The following is a 24,802-nucleotide window of genomic DNA, read 5'->3' as shown; positions in this document are numbered from 1 at the left end:
GCTGAATTCTGGAGGCACGGATGGCCGAAACGCTCGTACTCAAACACCGACCCGAGGACTTCCGGGTACGCGAGAATCTCGTCGTCGCGCTGACCGACGAGAAGGTGGCCGATCAGCGTTACGTCCTGCTGCACAAGTGCGGATACACCACCATGGAGGCGATCCGGCTGCTCGCGGACCGGCTCGGGGTCTCCAGCCGGGACGTCGGCTACGCCGGGCTCAAGGACGAGGACGGGGTGACGGAGCAACTGTTGTCCGTACCGCTGACGGCCCTGCGCGGTGACGGGCTGCCGGTCTTCCCGGAACCGGCCGGTTCCGGGCGGCTGTTGCGGCTGAGCCATTACGGCTACGGACGCGAGCCCCTCGCCGTCGGCAAACTGAACGGCAACGGCTTCCGGATCGTGCTCCGCGATCTCGACGGCCGCACGGCCGAAAGGCTCGTCACCCGGGGCCGGACGAATCTGCTGTTCGTCAATTACTACGACACCCAGCGCTTCGGCGTGCCCGGCGGCCCCAAGCGCACCCATCTCGTCGGTGCCGCGGTGCTGGCCGGGGAATGGGCGCGGGCCCGCGCGGTACTGGCCGGGCTCGGCGCTCCGGAAAGCGGGCCGGCCGCCCGCTGGACCGGCCCGGACGAGGAATTCTTCCGCAAGCTCGATCCCCGGACGGTGGCCTTCTACCTGGCCGCGCACTCCTCGTTCGCCTGGAACGCGCGAATAGCCGAACTGATCCGTTCCGAGGACGCCGAGGACGTCTCCGTGGACGGTCTGCCGTACCGGTTCCCGGCCACGGGCTCCGGTGTCGCCGCCCTGCTCGCGGACCGGCACGAACTGCCGTACACCCGTTATTCGTACGAGGACGGGCCCGTCGAGCACCCGGTCATGCGGCCGACGGTGGTGCAGACCCTGGTGACCGTCGGCGAGCACGGCGCGGACGACGCGTTCCCCGGCCGCCAGGCCGTCGAAGTGAGTTTCCAGCTGCCCGCCGGCTGCTACGCCACCACTGCGCTGCGGCAGCTGATCGCCCAGCGCTAGGAAAGGTCGCACATGGCGTTGCTGTTGCTCAATCGCAGGCCCATTCTCGCCGAGGTGCCGGACTGGCTCTCCGGTGAATCGCTGGTCGTCGTGACCACGAAATCGGCCGCTTCCGCCTCGGCTCACGAGCGGTTCCGCCGGGTCGAGGTCGTGGACGACTACGAATCGGGTGAGGTGGACCGCGTCGTCGACGCGATGTGCGCCGAACATGACGTCGACCGGCTGCTCACCACGGCGGAGATCGACGTGGTCCGGGCGGCCCGGGCCCGGGAACGGCACGGGATCCCCGGGCAGTCGACCGCCGCCGCCCTGGCCTACCGCGACAAATACCGGATGAAGCTGCTCGCCTCGCGGCAGGGCATTCCCGTGGCGCCGATGGCCCTGGTCCGCGACAAGGACGAGATCGCGGCCTTCGCCGAGCGGAACGGCCTGCCCGTCGTGGTGAAGCCGGCCGACGGCGCCGGTTCGGTCGGGGTGACCCTGCTGGCCGACCGGCGGGCCGTGGCGGAATTCCCCGCCCCGGCCGGCCGCGTTCTGCTGGTGGAACGATTTGTCGACGGAATCGTCTGCCATGTGGACGGGCTGATGGCCGGCGGCGGGCTGCTGCACGCCCTTCCGTCGCGCTATCTGGAATCCAACCTGGACACCGCGACACGCGCCGTGCCCAGCATCAGCGGCATGCTCCCGCCGGACGACGGGCTCGCGAAGCGGCTGATCGTCGCGGCGGAGGCCACGGTGGCCGCGCTGCCGCCGGTGGCCGAGGTGACCGCGTTCCACGCGGAGTTCTTCCTGACGCCGCTGGACGAACTCGTGCTGTGCGAGATCGCGTGCAGACCCGGCGGATGCGGAATCGCCGAGGCGTTCGAGCTCACGACGGGCATCAACCTCTTCGCCGCGCACCTCCGGGGCCAGGCGGGGCTGATCACCTCCGTCACCGCCGACAGCGGGCGGCCGCGCCACGGCTGGGGCTGGTTCCCGCCGCGCGCCGGGACGCTGGAGCGGATGCCGGACTCCTGCCCGCTCCCGGGAACGGTCCGCTACACGCCGCTCGGCGGGCCCGGCACCCGCTACGAGGGCCCCGGCTCCAGCACCGACCGCATCGCCGAGCTGATCTTCCGGATGGACGACGGCCGCGAGGTGGAGGACGTGCTGCGCGAGGTCGACGACTGGTGGGCCGGGGAGATCCGATGGCAGTCCCGGTGACCGGACCGGCGGTGCGGACCGGCGGGTTCATGACGGCGATGGTCGTCGACGCGCTGGGCAGCGGCGTCTGGATCACGTTCTCCCTGCTGTACTTCACCTATGGGCAGGGCATGGCCCTGACCACCGCCGGGGCCGCGCTCAGCACGGGCTCGCTGGCCGCGCTGGCGGCCGGCGGGCTGGCCGTGGGGGTGCTCACCGACCGGATGGGCCCGTTCCCGGCGGCGACGCTCAGCTGCGCGATCCGGACGGTGGCCTTCCCTTGTTATCTGGTCGCCGACGGCCCGGCCGCCGTCGCCGTGATCGCCTTCGCGGTGAGCTTCGGCGACCGCCTCTACTGGGCCGCGCACGGCGGGCTGGTCGACAGCGTCACCTCGGCGGACCGGGAGCAGCGCGGACTGTTCGCCCTGCTGAACAGCCTGCGCAACGTCGGCCTCGGGGTGGGCGCGCTGGCCGTGGCGCTGGGCGCCTCCCTGGAGGAGCACGGCGGTGGCCTGCTCTGGAACTCCATCCCGTTGGCCAACGCCGCCAGTTTCGCCGTCGCCGGTGTCCTCTTCCGGTACGCCGGGCGCGGCGTCCCCGCCGTGCGCGGCAGGACCGGGAGCGGGCCCCCGGCCTCGTACCGCCGTGTCTTCGCCGACCGCCGGTTCCTGGCCTTCACCGGCGCGACCCTCGCCATCACGCTGTCCAGCGTCGCCTTCGACTCGATCCTGCCGGTCTATCTGCGCTCGCTGGACATGCCGCTGTGGATGCCGCCGGTGGCCTACGTGCTCTCGTGCGTGGCCATCCCCGCCTTCCAGCCGCTGGCGTTGCGGCTGGGACGGGAGCGGCCGGCGATGCGCCTGATGGCACTGGCGGCCGTGCTGATCGCGGGGGCGCTCGCCGGGCTGGTCGTCCTCGGCCGGCTGAGCGCGGCGGGCGCCACGGCCGCGGTGGCCGTCCTCGTCCTGCTCTTCAGCCTCGGCGAGGCGGTCTTCGGCGCGGTGGCCATGACCATCGTGCTGTCCTTCGCGTCGGCGGCTGACTCCGGCCGGTACAGCGCCTTCTACCAGCTCGCGTGGGGGCTGTCGGGGGCGCTCGGGCCCGGCCTGCACACGCTGCTGTTCTCGGTGTCCGGCGGCACACCGTGGCTCGTCATGGCGTGCGCCCTGCTCGTGGCCGCCGCCGTCTACACCGCGCTCGCCAGGGCGCCGCACACCGGAAAGGCCCCGGGCGCGCGCAGCGGCACCCCCGTCGGCCGGAAAGGACAACGATGAGGCAGTCGGCGAACGGCCCGCGGGCCGGGGACGCGGGAACGGCGACAGGCGCGGGAACCGGAACGGAGGAGCGGATCACCGGGACCGTCACCCGCGTGCTGCGGAACTTCTGGTCCGGGCGCGGCGCCGTGCTGCTGCTCGACGACTTCGACCACCGGGCCACCTCGCTGGTGGACGAGCTGCGGGCGTGCGGCGCCCGGGTCGGAGCCGTGATCGCCCGCACCGGGCCGGCCGCCGGCGCTCCCGAGGTCGATCGGAGCCTGCACTGCTCCGATGCCGGACTCGACTTCACCCGGCCCGAGTTCGAGGCCTGGCTGCGGGACCCCTCGGAGGACGTACGGGCCTGGCTCGACGGGCTCGACCCGGCGCGGGAGTGGGTGGTGCTCGGCACGCCGCGCACGGGCGTCGACCGCTTCTGCGGGCGACCGGTGCACGGCTGGCGGCGGCCGGAGTGGGCGGCGGTCGAGGACAAGACCACCATCGACGCGCTATGGGCGGCCGCCGGGGTGGCCGCGCCGCCGCACGTCGTCGTCACCGTGGACGAGCTGCTGCGCGGGCCGGCCGGGCTCGACGGGGTGGCCGGGCCGGCCGGGGTCGTGGTCGCGGCCGACTCGACCCGCGGCCACGTCGGGGACTCGCTGGGCCTGCGCTGGGTCCCCGGCCTGGCCGGATTCCCGGACGCCGTGCGGGAGTTCGCCGGCCGGGCACACCGGGTACGGATCGCCCGCTTCGCCGACGGCGTGCCGTGCAGCGTGCTCTGCATGGCGCTGCCGGACGGCGTGGCCGTGTTCTCGCCCATCGAGATCGTCACCCTCGGCGATCCGGAGACCGGCAGGCTGCTCTTCTGCGGCTCGTCCACCCACTGGCGACCGGGCGACGCGGCCGAGCGCGACATCCGCGGCGCGGCGCGGCGGGCGGGCGCGGAACTCGTCCGGACCACCGGCTACCGGGGGATCTTCAGCGTCGACGGCCTGCTCACGCCGGACGGATTCACCGCCACCGAACTCAACCCCCGGCACGCCTCCGGCCTCGGCCTGCGGGCCGCGCTCCCGGACTTCCCGGTCTACCTGTACAACCGCGCGGTCCAGGAGGGCCTGCCCGGGCTCGAAGGGATCACTGCCGCCGCCCTGGAAGGGCTCGTACGCCGGCTGGTCGCCGCCGCGCCCTCCACCTCGCTGGCGGTGGGCACGACGCCCGTCGAGGCCGTGCCGCCGGCACCGGACCACCGGGCGGGACCCGCCTGCGCGGACCTGGCGGCCCGGCTGGGCGAGCCGGGGCTGCGCGCCTTCCCGCTGGCGGAGGCCCCCGCCCGTCCCGGGAGACCCGCGCCGTCAACAGGCCTGTCCCGAAGCACGCGATGAAGAAGAAAGGTGCACGATCATGAACCAGCCTGCCGTCCGGGTCAATTCCTGGAACGAATGGGACCCGCTGCGCGAGATCGTCGTCGGCGTCGCCGACAACGCCTGCTTCGAGCCGAGCGAGCCCGGCTACCGCCCCGCACTGCGCGACACGGACGCGCCCTTCCCCACCGGCCCCAAGCCGGCCGAGATGATCGACCGCGCCAACGAACAGCTGGACGGGCTGGCGGCGGTGCTGGAAGCGCAGGGCGTCACCGTCCGCCGGCCCGACGCGACCGACCTGAGCGGTGCCCTCCGGACGCCCACGTTCGAGGTGGACAACCAGTACTGCGTGGTCTGCCCCCGGGACGTGATGATCACGCTCGGCAACGAGATCGTCGAGGCGCCCATGTCACGCCGGGCCCGGTACTTCGAGTACCAGGCGTACCGCACGCTCGTCTACGAGTACTGGAACGCGGACCCCGGCATGGTGTGGACCGTGGCCCCCAAGCCGTCGATGGCCGACTCCATGTACCGGCAGGACTTCTGGGACTGGCCGCTGGCCGAGCGGCACGCCCGGATGCACGAGTCGGAGTTCTGCGTCACACAGGACGAGGTGGTCTTCGACGCCGCCGACATGAGCCGCTTCGGCCGTGACATCGTCGTCCAGGAGTCGATGACCACCAACCGGGCCGGCATCCGCTGGCTCAAGCGCCATCTGGAGCCGCGCGGCTTCCGGGTGCACCCGGTGCACTTCCCGCTGGACTTCTTCCCGTCGCACATCGACTGCACGTTCGTGCCGCTGCGCCCCGGGCTGGTCCTGACCAACCCGGAGCGGCCGCTGCGCGAGGGCGAGGAGCAGATGTTCCTGCGCAACGACTGGGAGCTGGTGGACGTGCCGCAGCCGACCTCGACCAACGAGGAGATGCCGCGCTACTGCCAGTCGTCCAAGTGGCTGTCGATGAACGTCCTCAGCATCTCCCCCACGAAGGTCGTCTGCGAAGAGCGGGAGAAGCCGCTCCAGGACCTGCTCGACAAGCTCGGCTTCGAGGTCGTCCCGGTGCCGTTCCGGGACGTCTTCGAGTACGGCGGGTCGCTGCACTGCGCCACCTGGGACGTCAACCGGGAGGGGACGGCCGAGGACTACTTCCCGGACCTCGACTACACGCCGGTCGTCTGACCGCCGCCCGGCCGGGGGCGTACGAGCACTCGTACGCCCCCTCGGCCGCTCCGCGGGTCAGTCCCCGCTACGGGCGCGCCACGCGTCGAACTCCCCGACCGTGCCGACCCCGTCGTCCAGGACCGCCCGGTAGACGTCGTAGCTGGGCACCTTGGAGCCGTTCTCCGGCCGTCCGGCGAGCACTTCCTTGATCCGCAGGATCGTTTCCCGGTGCGCGTCGGTCAGCCGGGGCGGCAGCGCGTGGAGGTGGGCGAGGTCGGGCTGGCGGTCGGGCTCGTCCACGAACCAGATGTCGAGGGTCCACTCCTCGCCGGTGCCGGAGCGGTACTCGACGCCCAGGTAGAGGCCGTCCGGGTACAGGGGGTCGGTGTTCCACTGCCCGGTGTCGTCCCGGAAGCGGACCTGCCGCACCCGGTCGTGCACCGCCAGTTCGGCGCCGATCCCGGCGACGGCCTTCTCGGTGGCCTCGTCGAGCTCCGGGCAGACCACGGTGATGTCGAGGTCCCGGCGCACCATCAGACCGAGCGCCGCGCTGCCGACGCGGACGGCTTGGCCGCGGTCCGCCAGCAGCGCCGTCAGCCCGAGGTCGGCGGCGACCTCGTCGGCCTCCGCCTGGAGTGATCCCTGCCGTTTCAAGATGTCTTCGGTAGTCACCGGTTCAGTATGTTCACCGGTCCCGGCCCGTGTCATGGCGCCTCGGGCGGCCGCTGGTCAGGAGCGTGTTTCCGCGGCGCAGGTCAGGTCCTGGGCCGGGAGCCTGCCCGTGGTCAGGTAGGTCGCGGCGCTCCTGTCCGCGCAGGAGTTGGTGCCCTGGACGCCGTGCCCCTCCCCGCCCTCGACGGTGACCAGGCGGGAGCCGCGCAGGGCCCGGTGCATGCCCCGGGCGGCGGCCAGGGGCGTCTGCGGGTCCCACTCGTTCTGGAGCATCAGCGCCCTGACCCCGTTGTTCACCGTGGTCGGGAGCTCGCCGCCCGGCTTCCAGAAGGCGCACGGCTTGATGTTGGACGCGAGGTCGCCGTACAGCGGGTACCGGGCCTTGTCGCGGATCGCGTCGCGCCGGTACCGCTCGGGGTCGCGCGGCCAGGAACGGGCGGTGTCGGCGCACATGACCGACCAGAGGCCGGCGATCTCGTTCTCGGAGGGAAGGCCGGCGGCGGAGGGGGAGGGTGCGGGGGTCCGCTCGGGCGCGCCGGACGGGGCCGGCGTCCTGTCCTCGGCGGCCTTCTTCAGGTCGGCGACCCAGATGGCGGCCTTCTCCGCGCGGAAGAACATGTGGCGCATGGCGCGGATGTCGTCACCGGTGAGGGACTGCCCCTGGTGGTCGACGGGCTCGCGGTCGGCCCGGGCGACGAGGTCCCAGAAGGTCTTACGGACCTCCGCGGGGGTGTCGCCCAGCTCGTACGTCGCACGGCGCTCGGCCGTCCACCGGCTCCACCTCGTGAAAGCGAGCTCGGTCCCTTCCGCCATCTGCTGGAAGAGGCCCCGCCCGTACCCCGCGGGGTCGGCCGAGCTGTCCAGTACGAACCGGTCGGTCCGCCCGGGGAACATCCGCATATAGACGGCGCCGAGATAAGTGCCGTACGAGAAGCCCCAGTAGGAGAGTTTCCGCTCGCCCAGCACGGCACGGACGACGTCCATGTCGCGGGCGGTGTTGCGGGTGGTGAGGTGCGGCAGCGTGTCACCGTTCCTTTCCTGGCACTTGCCGGCGACCGTGCGTGCCCACTTCACGTCCTTCGCGAATGTCCCGGCGTGGTAGGGGCGGTCAGGAGTGAATTCGCCGGGTGTCAGACCGCAGCTGACGGGAGTGCTCCGCCCGATGCCCCTCGGGTCGAATCCGATGAGGTCGTACTGTTTCCGCACTTCCCCGGGGAGGCCCGCTGCCAGCTCGACAGGCATGTTCAGGCCCGGCCCGCCGGGGCCGCCCGGGTTGAACAGCAGAACGCCGCGACGTTCCTTCGCGCTGGTCGCCTTCAACCGGGATATCGCGATGTCGATCCTCTTGCCATGGGGGTCGCTGTAATCCAGCGGGACTTCGAGAGTCGCGCACTGGAAGTCCGCGGAGCTACCCGCGTCGCAGCGCTCCCACGTCGGATCCTGCTGTGTGTACTGCCGCAGGGAGTTCGCGGCTGCCGAGGCCCCGGACGGGGCGAAGGCCGTCGCGGGAATCGGCGCAGAAAGGGAAGCCGCCGCGATGCCGACGGTCACAAGAGGCGCTATTCGTGTGTTTCGCACGGGTGCTCGTCCTTACTGGAGGGAGGGGCGGCCGTGGCCCGCCGTCCTCCCGTGCCGACCGGTCCGGACGCATCCTGGCCCGCCGGGCTTCGGGCGCGCATCGCCGGAAGGCGGGAAAAAGCGCTCCCCCGATCGAGGGAGGTCTCCAGTGCACTATCCGGGCATACTGGCCGATCATGATCAGGGGAATTCGGTCGCTGTCACGCGGCTCCACGTATTCGGGTGCGTTGTTCGCTTTCTGCGGTGTGCTGGTGAGCTTTCTGCCGTTGCCGCTCGCGATGCTGCCCGCGGTGGTGTGGCGGTCCGCTCCCTATGGAGTGCGGATCGCGCTGACCCTGTTCGTGTGGGCGGCCTTGATCGGCGCGGTCGGGCTGGCCCGCACCACGCGGCGGGTGCTGATCGCGGGTGCGCGTCGGCTGCTCGGAGTGCCGTTGCCGGATCCCGTGGCCGTACGCCGGCCCGTGGGCACCCCGGGGGCGACCGAGCCGGGTTCCGCCGTGCCGTCCCCCGCCGCCGGCCGTTGGCGGACTCCTCTGTGGCTGCTGTCGCACGTGGCGCTGGGGTGGGCGGCGACGCTGGTGAGCGGGCTGCTGCTGCTCGCGGGCCTGGCCCTCCCGTTCGGCGCCGAGGGGGCGCTGAGCCTGTTCGGCCGGTCGGTGCGGGTGGCGGGCGGCTGGCAGGGCTGGGTGGCGGCGCTCTGCTGCGTGCTGTCGGCGGCGGCCGGGTGCGCCGTGGTGACGGGCGCCCTGCGGTGGCTGGCGCCGAGGCTGCTGGGACCGTCGGCGGCGGAGCGGCTCGCGCTCGCGGCCGAACGGGAACTGGCGCTGGCCGAACGCAACCGGCTGGCCCACGAACTGCACGACTCGATCGGGCACACGCTGACGGCGACCACGATCCAGGCCGCGGTGGCGGGCGAGGTGCTCGGCGCCGACCCGGTGGCGGCGCGCGCCGCGCTGCGCAGCATCGAGGAGTCGTCCCGGGCCGCGCTGGAGGACCTGGACTACGTGCTGGGCGCGCTGCGCGAGCAGAAGGCGGGGACGGCGCCCACCCGCACCTTGGCCGACCTGCCCGAGCTCCTGGACCGGCTGCGGCACGCGGGCGCGGTGGTGGAGCCGGAGCTGTCGGGCGACCTGGCGCGCGTACAGGGGACGCTGTCCCGGGCGGCGTACCGGATCCTCCAGGAGGGGCTGACGAACGCGCTGCGGCACGGGGCGGGCGGCCCGGTCGCGGTCCGGGTGGCGGTGGCGCCGGAGGCGCTGGAGCTGAGCGTGGTCAACCGGACGGGGGAGGGGGCGGCCCCGGGCGCGGGCCGGCGGGTCTTCCCGACGTCCGGGCACGGCCTGCCCGGGCTGGCCGAGCGTGTGCGGCTGCTGCACGGCGAGTTCGAGGCCGGCCCGGAGGGGCCGGAGCGCTGGCGGCTGGCGGTCCGGCTGCCGGTACGGTTGTCGGCATGATCGACTCCGGCGCGAGCGCACCCGTCACGACCGGCACCGGCGGGGGCGTAGCCGTCACGACCGGCACCGGCTCCGCCGCCGTGAGTCCCGCCGTCACCCCCGTCACCCTCCTGATCGCGGACGACGACGAGGTGACCCGCAGCGGTCTGCGCATGCTGCTCGCGGCACAGCCGGGGATCGCGGTGGTGGGGGAGGCCGCCGACGGCGTCGAGGCGGTCGAGCGGGCGCGCCGGCTGCGGCCGGACGTGGTGCTGATGGACGTGCGGATGCCGCGGTGCAACGGGATCGAGGCCACCCGGCAGTTGCTGGCCGGGCCGGCCGCCGCACCGAAGGTCGTGGTGATCACCACCTTCGAGAACGACGACTACGTCACCGCCGCGCTCGGCGCGGGGGCCAGCGGGTTCGTGCTCAAGCGGCTTCCGGTCCGGCAGATCGCGGAGGCGGTGCGGGTGGTGGCGGCCGGGGAGGCGATCCTCTTCCCGGCGGCACTGCGCCGGATGGTCGCCGCTCGCCCGCTGGATTCCGCCGCGGCGCTGCCGAGGGCGGCGCTGACGGAGCGGGAGGAGCAGGTGCTGCGGCTGATGGCGACCGGCCTGTCCAACCCGGAGATCGCGCGGTCGCTGACGGTGAGCCTGGAGACGGTGAAGACGCATGTGGGGAACGTGCTCACCAAGCTCGGCGCGCAGAACCGGACCCACGCGGTGGTGATCGCGTACGAGTCCGGTCTGGTGGTGCCCGGGTTCACCGGCTGACGAGGCCGGGGACGGCCGGGCACCTCAGGAGGCGCGGGCCGGCGGCACCGGGCTGGTACGACCCGGGCGCGGCCCCGATCATGGGAGCGTGGACGGGAACCGGGTGTGCGGCGGGGCCGGGCCGCTGGACGCGTCCGAGGCGGCGCCCACGGCCCGTACGGCGGTCGCGTGGTTGCCGCCGGCCGAGCTCTGGCCGGGGATCCAGGACATCCGGTGGGAGCACGACCCGCAGGTGCGGCGCTGGCCGCCGCACGTGAACCTGCTGTTCGGCTTCGTGCCGGAGGAGGAGTTCGCCCACGCCGTGCCGCTGCTGGCCGCCGGGGCGGCGGAGAACGCGGCGTTCACGGCGCGGCTGTCCGGGGTGCGGTACTTCCGGCACCGGCGCTGCGCGACGGTGTGGCTCGACCCGGCGGCCGCCGGCCTGGCGCCGTGGACCCGGCTGCACCGGGCGCTGGCCTCGCGGTTCCCGCTCTGCCGCGGGCGCGGCGGCGGCTTCACCCCGCACCTGTCCCTCGGCCGCACACGGGAGCCGGTGCGTCTGGCGGCCGAGTGCGCCGCCCGGCTCGGCGGGCAGGCGGCCGTGGTCGGGGACGTGGTCCTGCTCTCCCGGCGCGACGACGGGCCCATGCGGCCCCGGGTCGTGATCACGCTGGGCACGGGCGAGGTCCGCCGCCTGCCCGAGTGACCCCCGACGGCGTACACCGGCGGACCGGCCCCCGCCATGGGATGCGGAACCACGAGGGTGACGAGGGCGATCATGCCCTTGCCCGGTGATGCCGGTGTGCGCACCACCGTCCCGTGCGGCGCCCCGCGGACGCGGCCGGCCGCACGGAACGGGGTTCCCGCCCTCCTAGTGACAGCGCGGCGGCTCCGTACAGCCGTCCGTGCGGTCCGTCGTGAAGATGGTGTCGCAGCACATCACCGGGTCCAGCGACTGCTCATCCGTCTCGGGCAGTTCCTGGAGTTCGAGCACGTGGGATTCCATCGACGTGTGTCTCCTTCGTGGAGGTTCCGGCCGGTCGGCGGGCGTCGACCAGCCATGACCTGCCGCCGCCGTGTTCGAGGCGCAGCAGGAGATCCAGGACGCCGGCCAGGCCGACGTGGTACCCCGCGCCGACGTCGCGCAGCGTTTCGTCGGGCACCAGCAGGCGGCCGTCGCGCCGGACCGCCCGGGCGTACAGGCAGGCGGCCACCTCCGCCGCCTGTGCGCGGTAGCGCGCCTCGCCCGTCGCGTCGGCGAGGTCGAGGAGCAACTGGGCGTTGCCCGCCGCGCCGTGGCAGGAGGAGGTGCCGGTGCGGCAGCGGTCCCGGTACACCAGGCGCGCCGCGCGGTCGGCGTGTTCGAGGAACGGCGCGTGGCCGGTGACGGCCCACAGCCGGACGAGGAAGGTCCCGACGCCCGAGGCGCCGTGGCACCAGAAGTTCAGGTCGGTCCGCTCGGCCCGGCCCGGTCCCTTCGGCCACGCGGCGGCGTCGCCCCGCGGTTCGGCCACGGCGCACAGGGCGTGCCCGGCGCCGGTCGCGATGTCGACGAGGTCCGGGCGCGCCAGGTCCCGGCCCGCCGCGAGGAGGAAGGCGGCGTTCCCGGCGACGCCGTGCCCGAAGCCGTACAGGGCGGATCCGGCGAGCTCCCGGCGGTGTTCCGGGCCGGCGGCCCAGTCCACGCCGTGTTCGGCGCCGGTGGTCAGGCGGAGGAGGGCGTCGGCGCACGAGGACGCGCGGTCGGCGAACCGGCGGTCGCCCGTCGTGTGCCACAGGTGCAGCTGGGCCAGCCCGGCTCCGGCGAGGCCGTGGCAGACGTCGGGGTTGCGCGAGGCGAGCGGGATGCGCAGGGCGTACGCCCCGGCCCGTAGCGCCGTCTCCTCGTCGCCGAGCGTCCGCGCCGCGTCGTGGAGGGCCCACGCCGCGCCGGAGCGGCCGAAGTACAGGCCCGGCAGGATCCTGCCGGGCAGGGTGAGGCGCCGGTCCAGCCACCCGGCGGCCGTACGGAGCAGGGGCTCGGCCGCGGTCCCGCCGGACCGGACCGCCCGCGCGAGGACGCCGAGCACCCCGGCCGCGCCCAGCTGGACGTTGCAGGGGTCGGTGGACGGGGCCGAGCGCGGCTTGGGCCACAGGTGTTCACCGGCGGGGTCGGCCGTGGCCGCGAGGTGGGCCAGGCCGTCGGCCAGCAGCCGGCCGAGCGCGCCCGGTGGCGGCTGGGGCCCCGCCGACACCGGTTTTCCGACGGGTTCGCCGCGCAGGAAGGCGGCGGCCTTCTCCAGCGGCCAGCGGCCGGGTCCGTCCGCCGTGAGCCCGAGGACCAGGGGCGCGAGCGCCCGTAGCGCGGGGGCGGCGGGCGCCGCGGTGTCGACGAGCGCCGCGATGCGGTCACCGGCCGCGCGGCGGGGCGGGGAGTCCTCGGCGAGCAGCGGGACGATGCCGGTGGTGGCGTAGAGGAGGGTGGCGCCCAGGCTGTAGCAGTCCACTTCCGGGCCGGGCGCGGGCGGCGGCTCGTCCCCTTGCCCTGCGGGTCCGTCGAGGGCGCCAGGTCTGTCGAGCCGTTCGAGGTACTCCGGCGCGGTGAAGCCGTGCGTGCCCACGACATGGGCCCGCTCGTCCACGCGGACCGCGCATTCCATGTCGACCAGTACGGGCGTGTCGCCGGACGCCATCATGATGTTGCCGGGCTTGAGGTCGCGCAGGACGAACCCGGCCGAGTGCGCCAGGCCGACCAGGCGGGTGAGCTCGCGTGCCAGCCGCCACGCCACCGGGACCGGGATCAGGCCCTCGGGGTGCCGCGCCATGCGGTCGGTGGTCCACCGCTGGAGGCTCTCGCCGTCGATCAGGTCCTCCACCAGGAAGACGTGGCCACCGGACTCGAACACCTCGCCCACCGCCGGGGCGATGCCGAGGGGAGCGAGCCGGGCCAGGACGTCCGCCTCGTACCGCAGCCAGTGCCGGGCGTCCTTCCCGTCCGCCGTCGCCCCGATGTGCGGGCGGGCCTCCTTGACGAGGACGTCCTCGCCGGTCCGCCGGTCCCGCGCGCGGTAGACGCCACCGCGGTTGGAGTGCCGGATCGCCTCGCGGACCACGTAGCGCCCGGCGAGGAGGACGGGGGCGCCGCGGCGGCGGCCGGACGGGGCGGGTGCGGGTTCCGCGAACGGCGGGCGGGCCCACGGGGGCGGTGAGAACCAGGGGTTGCGCTCGTCCGCCACGAACGTGCCGTCGGGTGCCTGGAGCCGGCTTTCGTAGATGCCCTCGTCGTTGAGCTCGCGGGGGCGCGCGAAACAGCCGTAGCGGTAGTGGACGACGCTGTCCGGCCGGTAACGGCGGTCCGAGAGGATCGCCGGGCCCGCGAGACCGAGGGTGGCGGTGTGGAGTTCCTCGGCCAGGACGCGTAACTGGTCGTCGTCCACGGGGTACGCGGTGAGGAACTTCCCCGACTGCGCGCGGGGCGCCCGCACCGAGGTGAGTTCGGCGGTGACCCGGGGGGAGACGGCGCACTTGAACGCGCACGCGTGCGCCACCAGGACCGGGGCCGCGCCCCGCAGGACGTCGGCGGCGGAGGCGGCGGTCGCGGACAGGTGCAGCTTCCAGCCCTGCTGCCGGGGCGCGTGGCGCGGTGGCGTGACCATGCACCAGGTCTCGCCGTCGCGGAGCGTCCAGCCGGTGGCGGAACGTCTCCCGAGGGCGTTTCCGACGATCGCTTGATAGCTCTCCGTCACCGGCTCAGCATGGCACGGCGGGAGGGGAGGCGAGGCCGGATCCGGGGGAGTGCGGCGGCACTCCCCACGGCGGTCGTGCGCGGAGTGGGCGTGGTCGCGCGCCGGGGCGCCGGTCGTGCGCGGGGGCGGTCCCTTGCTGAACGGGGGTGCCGCCAGGGGCTGGTGAGATGTCGAGCGAGTCGGCCGGGCCCCTGCCGGAAGCCGGATGCCGTCGCCGAGCCGGTCCCGGACCGTCGCCGGGCCGTGGGGGGAGAACGCCGTACCGGCCCCTGTCACCGCGTCGGACCTCGGCCCCGCCGTACCGGCCCCGGTTCCCGGTGCCCCGCACCCGGACACCGCAGGCCCTGACCCGGGCGGAGGGTCAGGGCTGGTGCGGCGCCGTCCCGGCGCGGGCTTCGGGGGCGGCGTCGGTGAGCGCCCTGCGCGTGGCGGCGAGCAGGTGACGGCACGACACGGGGACGTACTTGTAGCCACGGGGCCCGAGTTCGGCCGCGACGTCGAACCAGGGGCCGTGCGGGTCGGGCGGCGGACCGCCGTCCAGGTCGAGCCGGGACGGGTCGTGCCCCCACGGGGTGACGGCGCCGACGCCGGTCACCACCAGCGCGTCGGCGCTCACGCGGCACGTCCTTCCAGGACCAGCGAGACGTTGCTGCCCCCGAACGCGAAGGCGTTGACCATGACATGGCTGCCGTTCAGCGGTTCCTCCTTGCCCTCCGGCAGCGGGACCGGGCACTGCGGATCACCGGACTGCGGGCGAGCCGCCCGGGGTCCAGCCCGGCGTCGGCGACGGCTTCCCGGGCCGCGGTCAGGGCCAGCCGGGTCGGCCCGGCCGGACCCGGGCCCGGCCGGCGCCATGTGGATCAGCGGCAAGGGCATCCGGGCGCCGGGGTCGCCGGCGCGCTCGGGGAGGCTGTCAGGGGCCGCGCACAGGGCGCGCCACATGGCCGGCACCCCCGCACCGAGGCAGGAGACGGCTCCCATCCCGGTGATCAGGACCTGTGTCATCCCGCTCCCTCTCCATTCCGTGCGTCGTCGTGCGGTGCGGTGGTGAGCAGGACGGCGGCCGCGGCGTCGTCCGCGCGCCCGCCGCCGGCCGCGGCGAGCGCGGCCCCGGGGTGGGCGGTGGCGGCCAGCCGGTCGGCCGCCACGACGCACTGGAGCACCCCGAAGGCGCCGGAGGCCGGCGGGAGGGCGCACCTTCGTCTCCGCGATGCGCCTCACCTCGCTGGTGGCCGCGGGCGTCACGCTCCTGGGCACGCTCGCGGTGCTCGTCACCCTCCGCGAGCCCCGGAACCGGGAGCGCGGGGAGGACAGGCACCGGGAGGCGGCGGAAGAGTCACCGGCCCCCGCCACCGGGCCCCGGCGGGAGGCCGGCCGGCCGCGGTGAACGCCCGCCGGGCACCCCACGGCCCGGCCGAGGCCCGAAAGCCGACGGTGTGCGGTCGTACGCCATTGATGAGGTGACGTGTCACCCGTTTCCATTGCCCTGACCGAAGTTCCTGCTGTCAGGTGTGCGCCGTGAGGGCGCACCGTGGAGGGGGATGGCGTGCGGAGACCGAGAGCACGTGCGGGGAGACCGAGAGCATCCGGAATACACAGCGGCATCACCGGTGCGGCGGCGCTGATCAGCGCCGCCGCACTCGTCGTTCCGGCGGCCCCCGCCCACGCGGCGGCGACCCCGCCACCGGCCCCGGGCAAAGTGGTCCCGGGGCAGCGTACGGCGACGCCGGCGCTGGTGGAGGGCCTGCGGGAGCCGGTGCGGGCCACGGGCAGCGCGGCCGACGCGGCACGCGCGCACCTCGCGGAGAAGCGGAGCCGCTACCGGATCGCCGACCCACGGCGCGACCTGGACCCGGTGGGGACCACGGCCGCCGGCGCGTCCGAGACCGTGCGGCTCCAGCAGCGCCACCGGGGCGTGCGGGTCCTGGGCGGACAGTACGTCGTCCGGATGGAGAAGAAGGACGGCACGAGGGTCGTCACCGGCACCTCGGGGAAGTACTTCACCGGGCTGTCCACCGGCGTCGAGCCCGGCATCGGCGAGGACCTCGCCGTCGAACGGGCGGTGGAGGCGGCCGAGGCACGGCTCAGCACCGGCGCGTTCGGCCGGGACGACGGCGCGGAGGACGGAGCGGCGGCGGCACCGCCGCTGACCGGTACCGCCCACGGCCTGGTCGTCCTGCCCCGCGGCGCCGGCGTGCTCACCCACCATGTCACCGTGCGCGGCACCGACCCGGCCACCGGCGCGCCCGTCCTGCACGAGGTGTACATCGACGCGCGGGCCGGTCATCCGGTCCTCCAGTACAGCGGGATCAAGACGTTCGGCGCCCCGGCCGCCCGTACCCCCGGAGCGGCCGCCCGCGCCGGGGCCGCCGCGGCGCCGGCCCGGGCCGCGGACGACCCCGCCCCCGAGGAGCCGGGCGTCCAGGGGTCGGGCGTCAAGCTCGACGGCAAGCTGGTCGAGCTCCAGCTGGCCCAGGACGCGTCGCGCGCGGAGTACGTGCTGCGCGACCACTCCCGGATGCGGGACAGCAGCAAGAACGTCCTCGCCACCTGGGACGCGCGCGGCAAGAACGTGGGCGACGTGTCCGGCACCTGGCCCGACGGCATCAAGGAGTTCGGCTCCCCGACGGCCGCCTTCGGTAAGGAGGCGACCGAGGCGGGCGCGGTCGACGCGCACTGGGCGGCGGGCAAGGTCTACGACTACTACAAGGAGGCGCACGGACGGAACAGCCTGAACGGCCGGGGAATGACCGTCAATTCCCTCGTCGGAGTGACGTACTTCGGCATGCCCTACGTGAACGCCTTCTGGGACGGAAGCAAGATGGTCTACGGCAGCGGTGACGCCGAGTACCGTCCGCTGTCCGCCGGCCTGGACGTCGTGGGCCACGAGATGACGCACGGTGTGGTGGAGAACTCGGCCGGCCTCGTCTACGCGGGCCAGTCGGGCGCCATGAACGAGGCGATCGCCGACTACTTCGGGAACGCCGTCAAGACCGACGCCTCGGGCGCCCCCATGGACAGCCCGGACTCGGGGCTGCTGGGCGACACCCTGTGCCGGACGAAGTCCCCGCGCGAGTGCGCGATCCGCGACCTCAACGACGGAAGGACCACCTCCAGATCCTTCCTCGGCGTCGGCTTCGGCACCGACAACGGCGGCGTCCACCTCAACTCCACCATCTTCTCGGGCGCCCTCTGGGACATCCGCGAGGACCTCGGCCGGACGCTCGCCGACAAGATCGTCTACAAGGCGCTCACCGAGTACCTCACCCCGCTCGACGGCTTCACCGAGGGCCGCGCGGCGGTCCTCGCCGCCGCCAGGGCCCTGGGCGTGCCCGCGAAGGACCTCACCACCGCCACCCGTGCCTTCGACGCCCACGGCATCGTCCCCAACTGGGAACTGGCGATCGGCGTGGACACCGATCAGCTGCTGGGCAGGCTCAACGTCACGGACACGAACACCGGCTCGGGCGGCGGCTGGTGGGCCGTCTCCACGTCCGACGAGACCGGCTCCGAGCCGTACTCGATCTGGGCCGGGCGCGTCGACGGCACCGGCGAGAAGAAGCTGATCAGCCCCAACGACGGCCGCTACCACACCAATCCGGCGACGGACGGGAAGACCGTGGTGTGGGCGGCGCGCGGGCCCGGCGGAGTCGACGTCCTGTCCCGGCCCCTGGCGGGCGGCCCGGTGAAGAAGCTGTGGCACAACCGCAAGGACGTCCACGACCTGCGCGTCGAGGGCGGAACCGTGGCCTTCGCGGCCTCCGTGCGCCCCGGCCTGCCCCTGCGGGTCGCGTACCTGCGCCCGGGCGACGAGGCCCCGACGTGGATGGACACCGGCGGCCGCCGCAACGCGACCGCCATGCCCTCCCTCGTCGGAGGGAAGCTCTCCTACGCCAAGCGCACCTACGCGCACCTCGGCCGCTACTCGTACTCCGTCCACGTACGGGACCTCGCCACCGGCACCACCACCGTGATGCCGCAGCTCGGCAAGCCGATCGACATGGGGCCGACCGCCCTCACGAGCAAGCACGTCTACTGGCTGGCGGACGAGACCGACGACCAGGGCCGGCGGGCCCTGCGGCGCGCGAACCTCGACGGTACGGGCGTGGTGGACCTCAGCAAGGAGCAGGCCCCGGACGCGCTGTACGCGACCGACCTCACGGCCTCCGAGGAGGCGGTGACGGTCACCTCCCAGGTGCCCGCGTCCCCCGGTGGGCAGCCGGACAACGCGACGCTGGCCAAGCTGTGGCAGTTCCCGGCGGACGGCGCGCACAGGGGCCGGGTCTCCTGCAACCGCGGCGAGCAGTCCGCGGCCGTCGCCGCCGGCGGCAAGCGGGTGATCTGGATCGACGCCACCACGGGCTACGGAGACCTGGTCACGCGCGGACGGCCGGCGGGGAACTGCGGCTGAGTGCGTGACCTCCGAAGCGGCCCGCCGGATACCAGTCCGGCGGGCCGCGCTCATACGGTCGTTCCCGCCGCCCCGGCTCCGCTTCCCCGGCCCTGCTTCCTCAGCCGACCGTCACCTTGACGACGCGGCCGGACGCCTCGACGACGAAGAGGACGCGCCGCGGGTCGTTGTCCCCGAAGGCGCGGGCGACGCGCACGCTGCTGGGCATCCGCAGCCCCTCGGCCAGGACACAGGTCCCTCCGGTCGCCGGGTCCACCCGGAGCAGCTGGCCCTTGCGGAAGCTCGCGACCACCAGGCCACCGTTGAACTGGGTGAGGTCGTCGAGGACCTTGGTGTCCAGGATGTTGTGGCTGAGCCTGACGACCGTGGTGCGGGCCGCCGGGTCCTTGAGCGGGATCCGCACGATCGGGGAGGTGGTGTCGGTGATGACGCTCGCGTACAGCTGGTCGCCCACGATCTCCAGGCCGTTGGCGCCGAAGACGTTCGCGGCCTTCGTCCACGCCTCGTCCCGCGTCCCGTCCGGGCGGATCTTGAGGATGCCGGTGGCCAGCTCGCGGCTGAGGTAGAAGTTGCCCTCGGCGTCGATGGCGAGGCCGTTGATGCCGGATATCCCCTCCACGACCTTCTCGGCCCTCGGCTGCGCGGCGGCCGGGTCGAACCGCACGATGCCGGCGCGCGGAGTCAGGGGATTCACCCCGTAGTTGACGTACATCATGCCGTCCGGGCCACGCCGGATGGCGCCCGGACCGCTCACCGGGAAGCTGGTCCTCATGGTCCCGTCGGGGGCGTACCCCTCGACCCGGTTCTTCGTCAGATGCGCCACCCAGAGCGTGCCGCGCCCGTCGAACTCCAGGTTCTCCCGCCAGTCCAGCAGCGGAACGCCGCCCTCCCGGAAGACGTCGAGGCGGGCGGGTGCGGCGCAGTGGGGGAGGGGCGTCGCCTGGGCGGGGGAGGCGGTGGTGGCGCCGAGGGTGAGGGCGGTGAGGAGGGTGGTGGCGATTGCTGCTGAGCGAATGTTCATGGGGTCGGTTGTATCGGGGTGGGTGGGGGGTTACCAGTGAGTTGCGTGCGAAGGGGGGCTGCGGGGTGGGGTTTCGGGGGTTTTCCCCAGCCCCGCCCCTTCCCGTAACTGGGGGCTTCGCCCCCAGACCCCTTTTTCCGCGCTGACGCGCGGTGGCCTCAAACTCCCCCAGCTACCGCTGGGAGGTGCCCCCAGCCGGGCTGGATTTTGCCCGGTTCCGGGCAACAACTCAGCCCGTCCGGCGTTTGAGGACCGGGGTCCGGGGCGGAGCCCCGGTTCGGGAAGGGGCGGGGCTGGGGAAAAGCCCCGCGCAGCGGCGACCCGCCCCCCCGCACCCCGCCCCCGCCCCCCCTCGCGGCGCCACATGGCGCCACGCGGCGCCACTCATGCGCCAACCGCCTTGCGATGGCGCCAACATGGTGCCATGATGGCGTCATGGACCTCACGCCCTACGTCGAGAACCTCCGCCGCGAACTCGCGGTCGCCGCGAACGCCGGTGGCGAAGAGGCCCGAGCCCTGGCCGAGCGGCTCGTCGCGCCTCTGGAGTCCGCCACCCGGCTCACGCTGCTGAGCGCGCTGTCCGCCGCCATGGGGGAGGTCACCCGCGATCTCGCGCCGGGTTCGGTCGACGTACGGCTGCGCGGGCTCGACCCCGAGTTCGTGGTGACACCGCCGCCGGCCACGGAGGCGTACGAGGAGGCCGACGGCCGGGAACGGGCGCCGCTGCCGCCCGCGCCCTCGGAGGGGGACGACGGCGGTACGGCGCGGATCAACTTCCGCCTTCCCGCCCACCTGAAGAACCGGATCGAGGACGCGGCGGGCCGGGAGGGACTCTCGGCCAACGCCTGGCTGGTACGGGCCGTCGCCACCGCCCTGGAGCCCGCAGAGCCGGACCGGCCCACGGGGCGTACCCGCCACAGAGGGGGCCAGGGCTACAAGGGCTGGGTCCGCTGAGGCGGCGATCCGTCCCGTCCGGCATCCGAGGACACCGCGCGCCGGCGCGGAACCGTAGGCCCCGGGGCGCGGCGCCCCGGACCCGGTGTCATCCCTCCGCCCCACCTCATCAGCGGAATCACCCACCACAGCCATGAGGACGGCACAGCCATGCCCACTTTCGACACCCCCGGACCGATCTCCGCCACCCTTGAGTTCGACATCGGGTCCGCCCGGATCACCGCGGGCGAGCGCGCCGACACGGTCGTCGAGGTGCTCCCCACCGACGGCGCGGACAGCACCGACGTCCGTGCCGCTCAGCAGACCGAAGTCACCTTCTCGGGCGGCAAGCTCGTGGTGAGGGGCCCCAGGAAGCGCTCCCTGTTAGGCCGGGCGGGTTCGCTCGACGTGAGCGTCGAGCTGCCGGCCGGCTCGGACGTCCTGGGCGTCTCGCCGCTGGCGGACTTCGTCACCGAGGGCCCGCTCGGCGAATGCCGGCTCAAGTCCTCGCTCGGTGACATCCAGGTCGCCGAGGCGACGGCCGTGAACCTGAGGACCGGTCACGGTGACGTACGGGTGGCCCGGGTGACCGGCGACGCCGAGGTCGCCGGCGCGGGCCGGATCGGCATCGGCCATGTCGCGGGTGCCGCGATCGTCAAGAACGTCGACGGCGACACCGAGATCGACGAGGTCGCCGGGGACCTCCGGGTGAACTCCTCCAACGGCCGTATCTCCGTCGGCGTCGCGCACGCCGGCGTGGACGCCAAGTCCGCCAAGGGCGGCATCAGGATCGACGAGGTGGCGCGCGGCAAGGTGACGCTCCAGACGGCCATGGGCGATCTGGAGATCGGCATCCGTGAGTCCACCGCCGCCTGGCTCGACGTCAGCACCCGCTTCGGCGGCGTCCGCAACTCCCTCGGCCCGGCCGAGGGCCCCGGCAGCACCGACGACACCGTCGAGGTGCGCGCCCGCACCGGGATCGGCGACATCGTGATCCGCCGCTCGTGACACCCCCCCTTGTGGCCGGTCCGCTCATGAACCGCCGCTCATGATCCGCCGTTCGTGAGCCTCCGGCACATCACCGCACGCGCGTGACCCTCGCACGTCACCGCATGCCCTCGCACGCCATCAGACCTCGCGTGCTTCCGCACGCCTTTCGCCTGTTCACGCACGTCACTCTGCACTCTGTTCAGGAGGACACCATGCACCGCGAACCGTCGACCGCTCCGTACCAAGAGATCACCGAAGAGATCACCCACGAGACGGCCCCGCACCCCGAGCTCGCGACCCTGCCCACCAGCCGCCCCGCCGGCTGCCCCTTCGATCCGCCCGCCGAGCTGGCGGCGCTGCGCACGGAGAGCCCGCTGCGGCGGATGCGCTTCCCCGACGGCCACCTGGGCTGGCTGGCGACCAGTCACGCGACGGTCCGCGCGGTCCTCGCCGACCGCCGCTTCAGCTCACGCTACGAGCTCCTGCACCTTCCCGTCCCGGGCTCCCCCGAAGGCGGCCTGCCCCCGGCGCCGGTCGGGGACCTCACGGGCATCGACGCCCCCGAGCACACCCGCTACCGGCGCCTGCTCATGGGGAAGTTCACGGTCCGCCGGATGCGGGCCCTGACCGCGCGGGTCGAGGAGATCACCGCCGAGCGCCTCGACGCCATGGAGCGCATGGGGCCGCCGGTCGATCTGGTGTCGGCCTTCGCCCACCCCGTACCCGCGCTGATGATCTGCGAACTGCTGGGCGTGCCCGAGGCCGAGCGCGAGGACTTCCAGCGCACCGCCGCGGGGATGAGCGACCCGGAGGCGACCCTGGAACAGATGATGGATGCCCTGACCGCGCTCACCGAGAAGGTCCACGCGCTCGTCCCGGCCAAGCGCGCCCGCCCCACCGACGACCTGCTCAGCGACCTGACCACCACCGACCTCACCGACGAGGAACTCTCCGGCATAGGCAGCTTCCTGCTGGCCGCCGGCCTCGACACCACCGCGAACATGCTCGGGCTCGGCACCTTCGCCCTGCTGCGGAACCCTGGCCAGGCCGCCGCCCTGCGCGCCGAGCCGGAACTCGCCGACCAGGCCGTCGAGGAACTCCTCCGCTACCTCACCATCACCCACACCGGATTCCGGGCGGCCCTGGAGGACGTGGAGCTGGGCGGCCAGCTGATCAGGGCCGGCGAGACCGTCATCCTCGCGGTGCAGGCCGCCAACCGTGACCCGGAGCGGTTCCCCGACCCGGACGTCCTCGACCTGAAGCGCGCGACCACCGGGCACATGGCCTTCGGCCACGGCATCCACCAGTGCCTGGGCCAGCAGCTCGCCCGCGTCGAGATGCGGGTCGCCTTCCCCGCCCTGTTCACCCGCTTCCCGACGCTGCGGCTCGCCTGCCGGCCCGAGGAGGTGCCGCTGCGCACCGACCAGAACATCTACGGCGTGCACCGGCTCCCGGTCACCTGGGACCGGTAACCGGCGGAAAGCGGCAAAGCCCGTCGCCCCTGTTCCCCCGGCGATCCCGGGGGAGCGGGGGCTCCCCGGCGTCCCCTCCGGGCGCCGGTGCCTCAGTCGCCGCGCGGGACGGCGCCGAAGTGCCGCCGGGCGGTGGAGACGGCGAGGTTCTGCACGGCGAAGACCGTGAAGTAGTAGGCCTGCGGCGCGGTCCCGGGCGCGAACCGCACCCGGAAGGTGACGTCGCCGCAGCGCATGCGGACCCCGCGGACGGTGTCCAGGACGTACGGGAGCAGACCGCGCCGGGTGAACTCCTGCGCGGGGCGCCGCCCGCCTCACCGGACGGCGCGGTTCATCCCACCACCGGGAGCATCCGCCGGGTGTCCCCGGTCGCGGTGACCCGGCCCGCTTCGAGTACGTGGACCGTGTCGGTGTGCGCGGCCACGAGGTGGAGCTCGTGGCTGACGAGCACCAGCGCCAGCCCCCGTTCGGCCCTGAGCCGGGTGAGGAGTTCCAGCACGGCGCCGGCCGTGCCGGGGTCGAGAGCGGACGTCACCTCGTCGCACAGCAGGACGTCGGGGCCCGGGGCCAGGGCGCGGGCGATGGACACGCGCTGCCGCTGGCCGCCGGACAGCTCGTGGGGGTAGCGGCGGGCGAAGCCCGCCGGCAGGCCCACCTGGTCGAGGAGTCCGGCGACCCGGCCGGCGAGCTCGGACCGCGCCGCCGCCCGGTGCAGCCGGAGGGGCCTGGCCAGCGTGGCACCGACGGTACGGGCAGGGTTGAGGGCGCCCAGGGGGTTCTGCGGGACGAGCTGGACACGGCGCCGCTCCGTACGGCCGCGCCGGCGGGCCAGGGCGGGCAGCGCGCGGCCGTCGAGGGTGAGCCCGCCCGCGTCCGGCCGTTGCAGCCCGGCCAGGACGCGCAGCAGCGTGGTCTTGCCGGAGCCCGACGGCCCGATGACGCCGGTGGCACCGCCGGGGGCCACCGCGAAGTCGGCCCCGGCCAGGGCGCGGTGGTTCCGGCCGCGCTGGATGAACGTCACGGTGACTCCTTCGGCCGCCAGCCCCGCCCCCGGCGCGCCGCTCACGGGGAGGACCGCCGGCCGGGCCACGGGCGCGGTGGCGGGGCCCGGCGCCGTACGGGCGGCCGGGCCGAGGTCCACGACGTCGTCGGCGCAGCGTTCGACGAGTGCGGGGTCGTGGCAGGCGAGGACGATCGCGAGCCCGCGGCTGGTCGCCAGGTGGCGCAGCAGGTCGGCGATCTCGTCGCGCAGCGCGGTGTCGAGCCCGGCCGTGGGCTCGTCCAGCAGGAGCACGTCGGGCCGCCGGGCGAGGGCGCGGGCCAGCGCCACCCTGCGCTGCTGTCCGCCGGAGAGGGCGCCGGGGCGGCGGTCGGGCAGCCCGTCCCCCACGGGCAGCCGGCACTCGGCGAGCAGGTCCCGGACGGCGCGCGGGGACGGGTCCGCCGCCGTCTCGGCGACGAGGTGCCGGACCCGCATCCGGGGGTCGAGGGCGGAGCCGGGGTCCTGGCCGACGTAGGCGACGCGGTGGCGGCGCAGCGCGCGCAGCCGGTCCTCGGGCAGGGCGAGGACGTCCTGGCCGAGGACGTCGACGGTCCCCGAGACGACCCGCGCCCCGGCGGGCAGCTCGCCGATCACGGCCCGCAGCAGGGTGGACTTGCCGGAGCCGGAGGGGCCGGTGAGGGCGGTGATCCGGCCGGGCCGGAGGGTGAGGCCGGCCTTGCCCAGCAGGGTGGGGCCGCCCGGTATGGATATCTCCAGGTCGGTGACGCCGACCACGGTCGGCGGGGTCTCGGTCATGGCCGGGGAGGCTCCCTACGGGTGAAGG

The 24,802-nt window shown here is 74.1% G+C and carries 23 protein-coding genes; 13 read left to right on the top strand and 10 right to left on the bottom strand.

Features of this window, described 5'->3' with window-relative positions; all coding sequences use genetic code 11:
- Positions 1 to 20: 20 nt before the first annotated feature.
- The 5 genes from truD to SMD11_RS04885 are packed head-to-tail and all read left to right on the top strand — an operon-like array spanning position 21 to position 6,007.
- Entirely contained in the window at positions 21 to 1,034 is a 1,014-nt protein-coding gene (truD, locus tag SMD11_RS04905; protein WP_087925253.1) for a tRNA pseudouridine(13) synthase TruD, read from the top strand.
- A gap of 12 nt (positions 1,035 to 1,046) precedes the next feature.
- A complete protein-coding gene (locus SMD11_RS04900) occupies positions 1,047 to 2,237 on the top strand; it encodes an ATP-grasp domain-containing protein (protein ID WP_087925252.1) in 1,191 nt (396 codons plus the stop codon).
- Positions 2,222 to 3,490 (top strand): MFS transporter, encoded by a 1,269-nt coding sequence (locus SMD11_RS04895; protein ID WP_087925251.1) that lies wholly within the window; start codon positions 2,222 to 2,224, stop codon positions 3,488 to 3,490. The genes SMD11_RS04900 and SMD11_RS04895 overlap by 16 nt, the downstream gene beginning before the upstream one ends.
- Positions 3,487 to 4,851: a hypothetical protein gene (locus SMD11_RS36195; protein ID WP_234365904.1), complete on the top strand. Its 1,365-nt coding sequence runs from the start codon at positions 3,487 to 3,489 to the stop codon at positions 4,849 to 4,851. Before SMD11_RS04895 ends, SMD11_RS36195 begins: the two co-directional genes overlap by 4 nt.
- 19 nt (positions 4,852 to 4,870) lie before the next feature.
- Positions 4,871 to 6,007, top strand: coding sequence for an arginine deiminase family protein (locus tag SMD11_RS04885; protein ID WP_087925250.1), 1,137 nt, complete (start codon positions 4,871 to 4,873; stop codon positions 6,005 to 6,007).
- A 57-nt stretch (positions 6,008 to 6,064) separates the two neighbouring features.
- Here SMD11_RS04885 and SMD11_RS04880 read toward each other — a convergent pair whose 3' ends face one another.
- Together SMD11_RS04880 and SMD11_RS04875 are read right to left on the bottom strand one after the other, a co-directional pair.
- Positions 6,065 to 6,661, bottom strand: a complete 597-nt coding sequence (locus SMD11_RS04880; protein ID WP_234365903.1) for a hypothetical protein — start codon at positions 6,659 to 6,661, stop codon at positions 6,065 to 6,067.
- Positions 6,662 to 6,718: 57 nt separating this feature from the next.
- The gene (locus tag SMD11_RS04875) at positions 6,719 to 8,239 is read right to left on the bottom strand and encodes an alpha/beta hydrolase (RefSeq protein WP_087925248.1); all 1,521 of its coding nucleotides are present in this window, start codon (positions 8,237 to 8,239) and stop codon (positions 6,719 to 6,721) included.
- A 251-nt stretch (positions 8,240 to 8,490) separates the two neighbouring features.
- Here SMD11_RS04875 and SMD11_RS04870 point away from each other — a divergent pair, with 251 nt between their 5' ends.
- From SMD11_RS04870 to SMD11_RS04860, 3 genes are all read left to right on the top strand, one after another.
- Positions 8,491 to 9,693, top strand: coding sequence for a sensor histidine kinase (locus tag SMD11_RS04870; protein WP_324614687.1), 1,203 nt, complete (start codon positions 8,491 to 8,493; stop codon positions 9,691 to 9,693).
- Positions 9,690 to 10,445, top strand: coding sequence for a response regulator (locus tag SMD11_RS04865; RefSeq protein ID WP_234365902.1), 756 nt, complete (start codon positions 9,690 to 9,692; stop codon positions 10,443 to 10,445). Before SMD11_RS04870 ends, SMD11_RS04865 begins: the two co-directional genes overlap by 4 nt.
- Positions 10,446 to 10,533: 88 nt before the next feature.
- Positions 10,534 to 11,130: a 2'-5' RNA ligase family protein gene (locus SMD11_RS04860; protein ID WP_087925246.1), complete on the top strand. Its 597-nt coding sequence runs from the start codon at positions 10,534 to 10,536 to the stop codon at positions 11,128 to 11,130.
- Positions 11,131 to 11,295: 165 nt separating this feature from the next.
- Here the strand turns inward: SMD11_RS04860 and SMD11_RS36805 are convergent, their stop codons facing one another.
- From SMD11_RS36805 to SMD11_RS35295, 5 genes are all read right to left on the bottom strand, one after another.
- Positions 11,296 to 11,430, bottom strand: coding sequence for a hypothetical protein (locus tag SMD11_RS36805; RefSeq protein WP_267896804.1), 135 nt, complete (start codon positions 11,428 to 11,430; stop codon positions 11,296 to 11,298).
- A complete protein-coding gene (gene lanL, locus SMD11_RS04855) occupies positions 11,384 to 14,149 on the bottom strand; it encodes a class IV lanthionine synthetase LanL (protein ID WP_234365901.1) in 2,766 nt (921 codons plus the stop codon). The genes SMD11_RS36805 and lanL overlap by 47 nt, the downstream gene beginning before the upstream one ends.
- A gap of 361 nt (positions 14,150 to 14,510) precedes the next feature.
- The gene (locus SMD11_RS04850; RefSeq protein WP_087925245.1) at positions 14,511 to 14,765 is read right to left on the bottom strand and encodes a hypothetical protein; all 255 of its coding nucleotides are present in this window, start codon (positions 14,763 to 14,765) and stop codon (positions 14,511 to 14,513) included.
- Entirely contained in the window at positions 14,762 to 15,154 is a 393-nt protein-coding gene (locus SMD11_RS04845; protein WP_087925244.1) for a hypothetical protein, read from the bottom strand. Before SMD11_RS04845 ends, SMD11_RS04850 begins: the two co-directional genes overlap by 4 nt.
- Positions 15,151 to 15,297, bottom strand: a complete 147-nt coding sequence (locus SMD11_RS35295; protein ID WP_159395220.1) for a hypothetical protein — start codon at positions 15,295 to 15,297, stop codon at positions 15,151 to 15,153. Before SMD11_RS35295 ends, SMD11_RS04845 begins: the two co-directional genes overlap by 4 nt.
- 62 nt (positions 15,298 to 15,359) lie before the next feature.
- On the opposite strand from SMD11_RS35295, the gene SMD11_RS35290 reads away from it, so the two are divergent.
- Both SMD11_RS35290 and SMD11_RS04840 read left to right on the top strand, forming a co-directional pair.
- Positions 15,360 to 15,536, top strand: coding sequence for a hypothetical protein (locus tag SMD11_RS35290; protein ID WP_159395219.1), 177 nt, complete (start codon positions 15,360 to 15,362; stop codon positions 15,534 to 15,536).
- A 159-nt stretch (positions 15,537 to 15,695) separates the two neighbouring features.
- Positions 15,696 to 18,560: a M4 family metallopeptidase gene (locus SMD11_RS04840; RefSeq protein WP_087925243.1), complete on the top strand. Its 2,865-nt coding sequence runs from the start codon at positions 15,696 to 15,698 to the stop codon at positions 18,558 to 18,560.
- Positions 18,561 to 18,660: 100 nt separating this feature from the next.
- On the opposite strand, the gene SMD11_RS04835 is transcribed toward SMD11_RS04840, so the two are convergent.
- On the bottom strand, positions 18,661 to 19,581 hold the full coding sequence (locus SMD11_RS04835; protein ID WP_087925242.1) for an SMP-30/gluconolactonase/LRE family protein: 921 nt from the start codon (positions 19,579 to 19,581) through the stop codon (positions 18,661 to 18,663).
- A 435-nt stretch (positions 19,582 to 20,016) separates the two neighbouring features.
- Here SMD11_RS04835 and SMD11_RS04830 point away from each other — a divergent pair, with 435 nt between their 5' ends.
- The 3 genes from SMD11_RS04830 to SMD11_RS04820 all read left to right on the top strand — a co-directional run bounded on the left by SMD11_RS04830 (position 20,017) and on the right by SMD11_RS04820 (position 22,976).
- Complete coding sequence (locus SMD11_RS04830) at positions 20,017 to 20,535, top strand: hypothetical protein (RefSeq protein WP_087925241.1); 519 nt, start codon at positions 20,017 to 20,019, stop codon at positions 20,533 to 20,535.
- Between the two features lie 150 nt (positions 20,536 to 20,685).
- Entirely contained in the window at positions 20,686 to 21,522 is an 837-nt protein-coding gene (locus SMD11_RS04825) for a DUF4097 family beta strand repeat-containing protein (RefSeq protein ID WP_087925240.1), read from the top strand.
- Positions 21,523 to 21,716: 194 nt separating this feature from the next.
- Positions 21,717 to 22,976: a cytochrome P450 gene (locus SMD11_RS04820; RefSeq protein ID WP_087925239.1), complete on the top strand. Its 1,260-nt coding sequence runs from the start codon at positions 21,717 to 21,719 to the stop codon at positions 22,974 to 22,976.
- 92 nt (positions 22,977 to 23,068) lie between these two features.
- On the opposite strand, the gene SMD11_RS04815 is transcribed toward SMD11_RS04820, so the two are convergent.
- Together SMD11_RS04815 and SMD11_RS04810 are read right to left on the bottom strand one after the other, a co-directional pair.
- Positions 23,069 to 23,212 carry a hypothetical protein gene (locus tag SMD11_RS04815; protein ID WP_234365900.1) on the bottom strand — a complete coding sequence of 48 codons (144 nt, stop codon included), beginning with the start codon at positions 23,210 to 23,212 and terminating at the stop codon, positions 23,069 to 23,071.
- A 95-nt stretch (positions 23,213 to 23,307) separates the two neighbouring features.
- Positions 23,308 to 24,774, bottom strand: coding sequence for an ABC transporter ATP-binding protein (locus SMD11_RS04810; protein WP_087925238.1), 1,467 nt, complete (start codon positions 24,772 to 24,774; stop codon positions 23,308 to 23,310).
- Between the last annotated feature and the right edge of the window lie 28 nt (positions 24,775 to 24,802).

Source organism: Streptomyces albireticuli, assembly GCF_002192455.1.
GTDB lineage: Bacteria > Actinomycetota > Actinomycetes > Streptomycetales > Streptomycetaceae > Streptomyces > Streptomyces albireticuli_B.
Note: the sequence above shows the minus strand (reverse complement) of the source record. Positions and strands in the feature narration are given on the sequence as shown.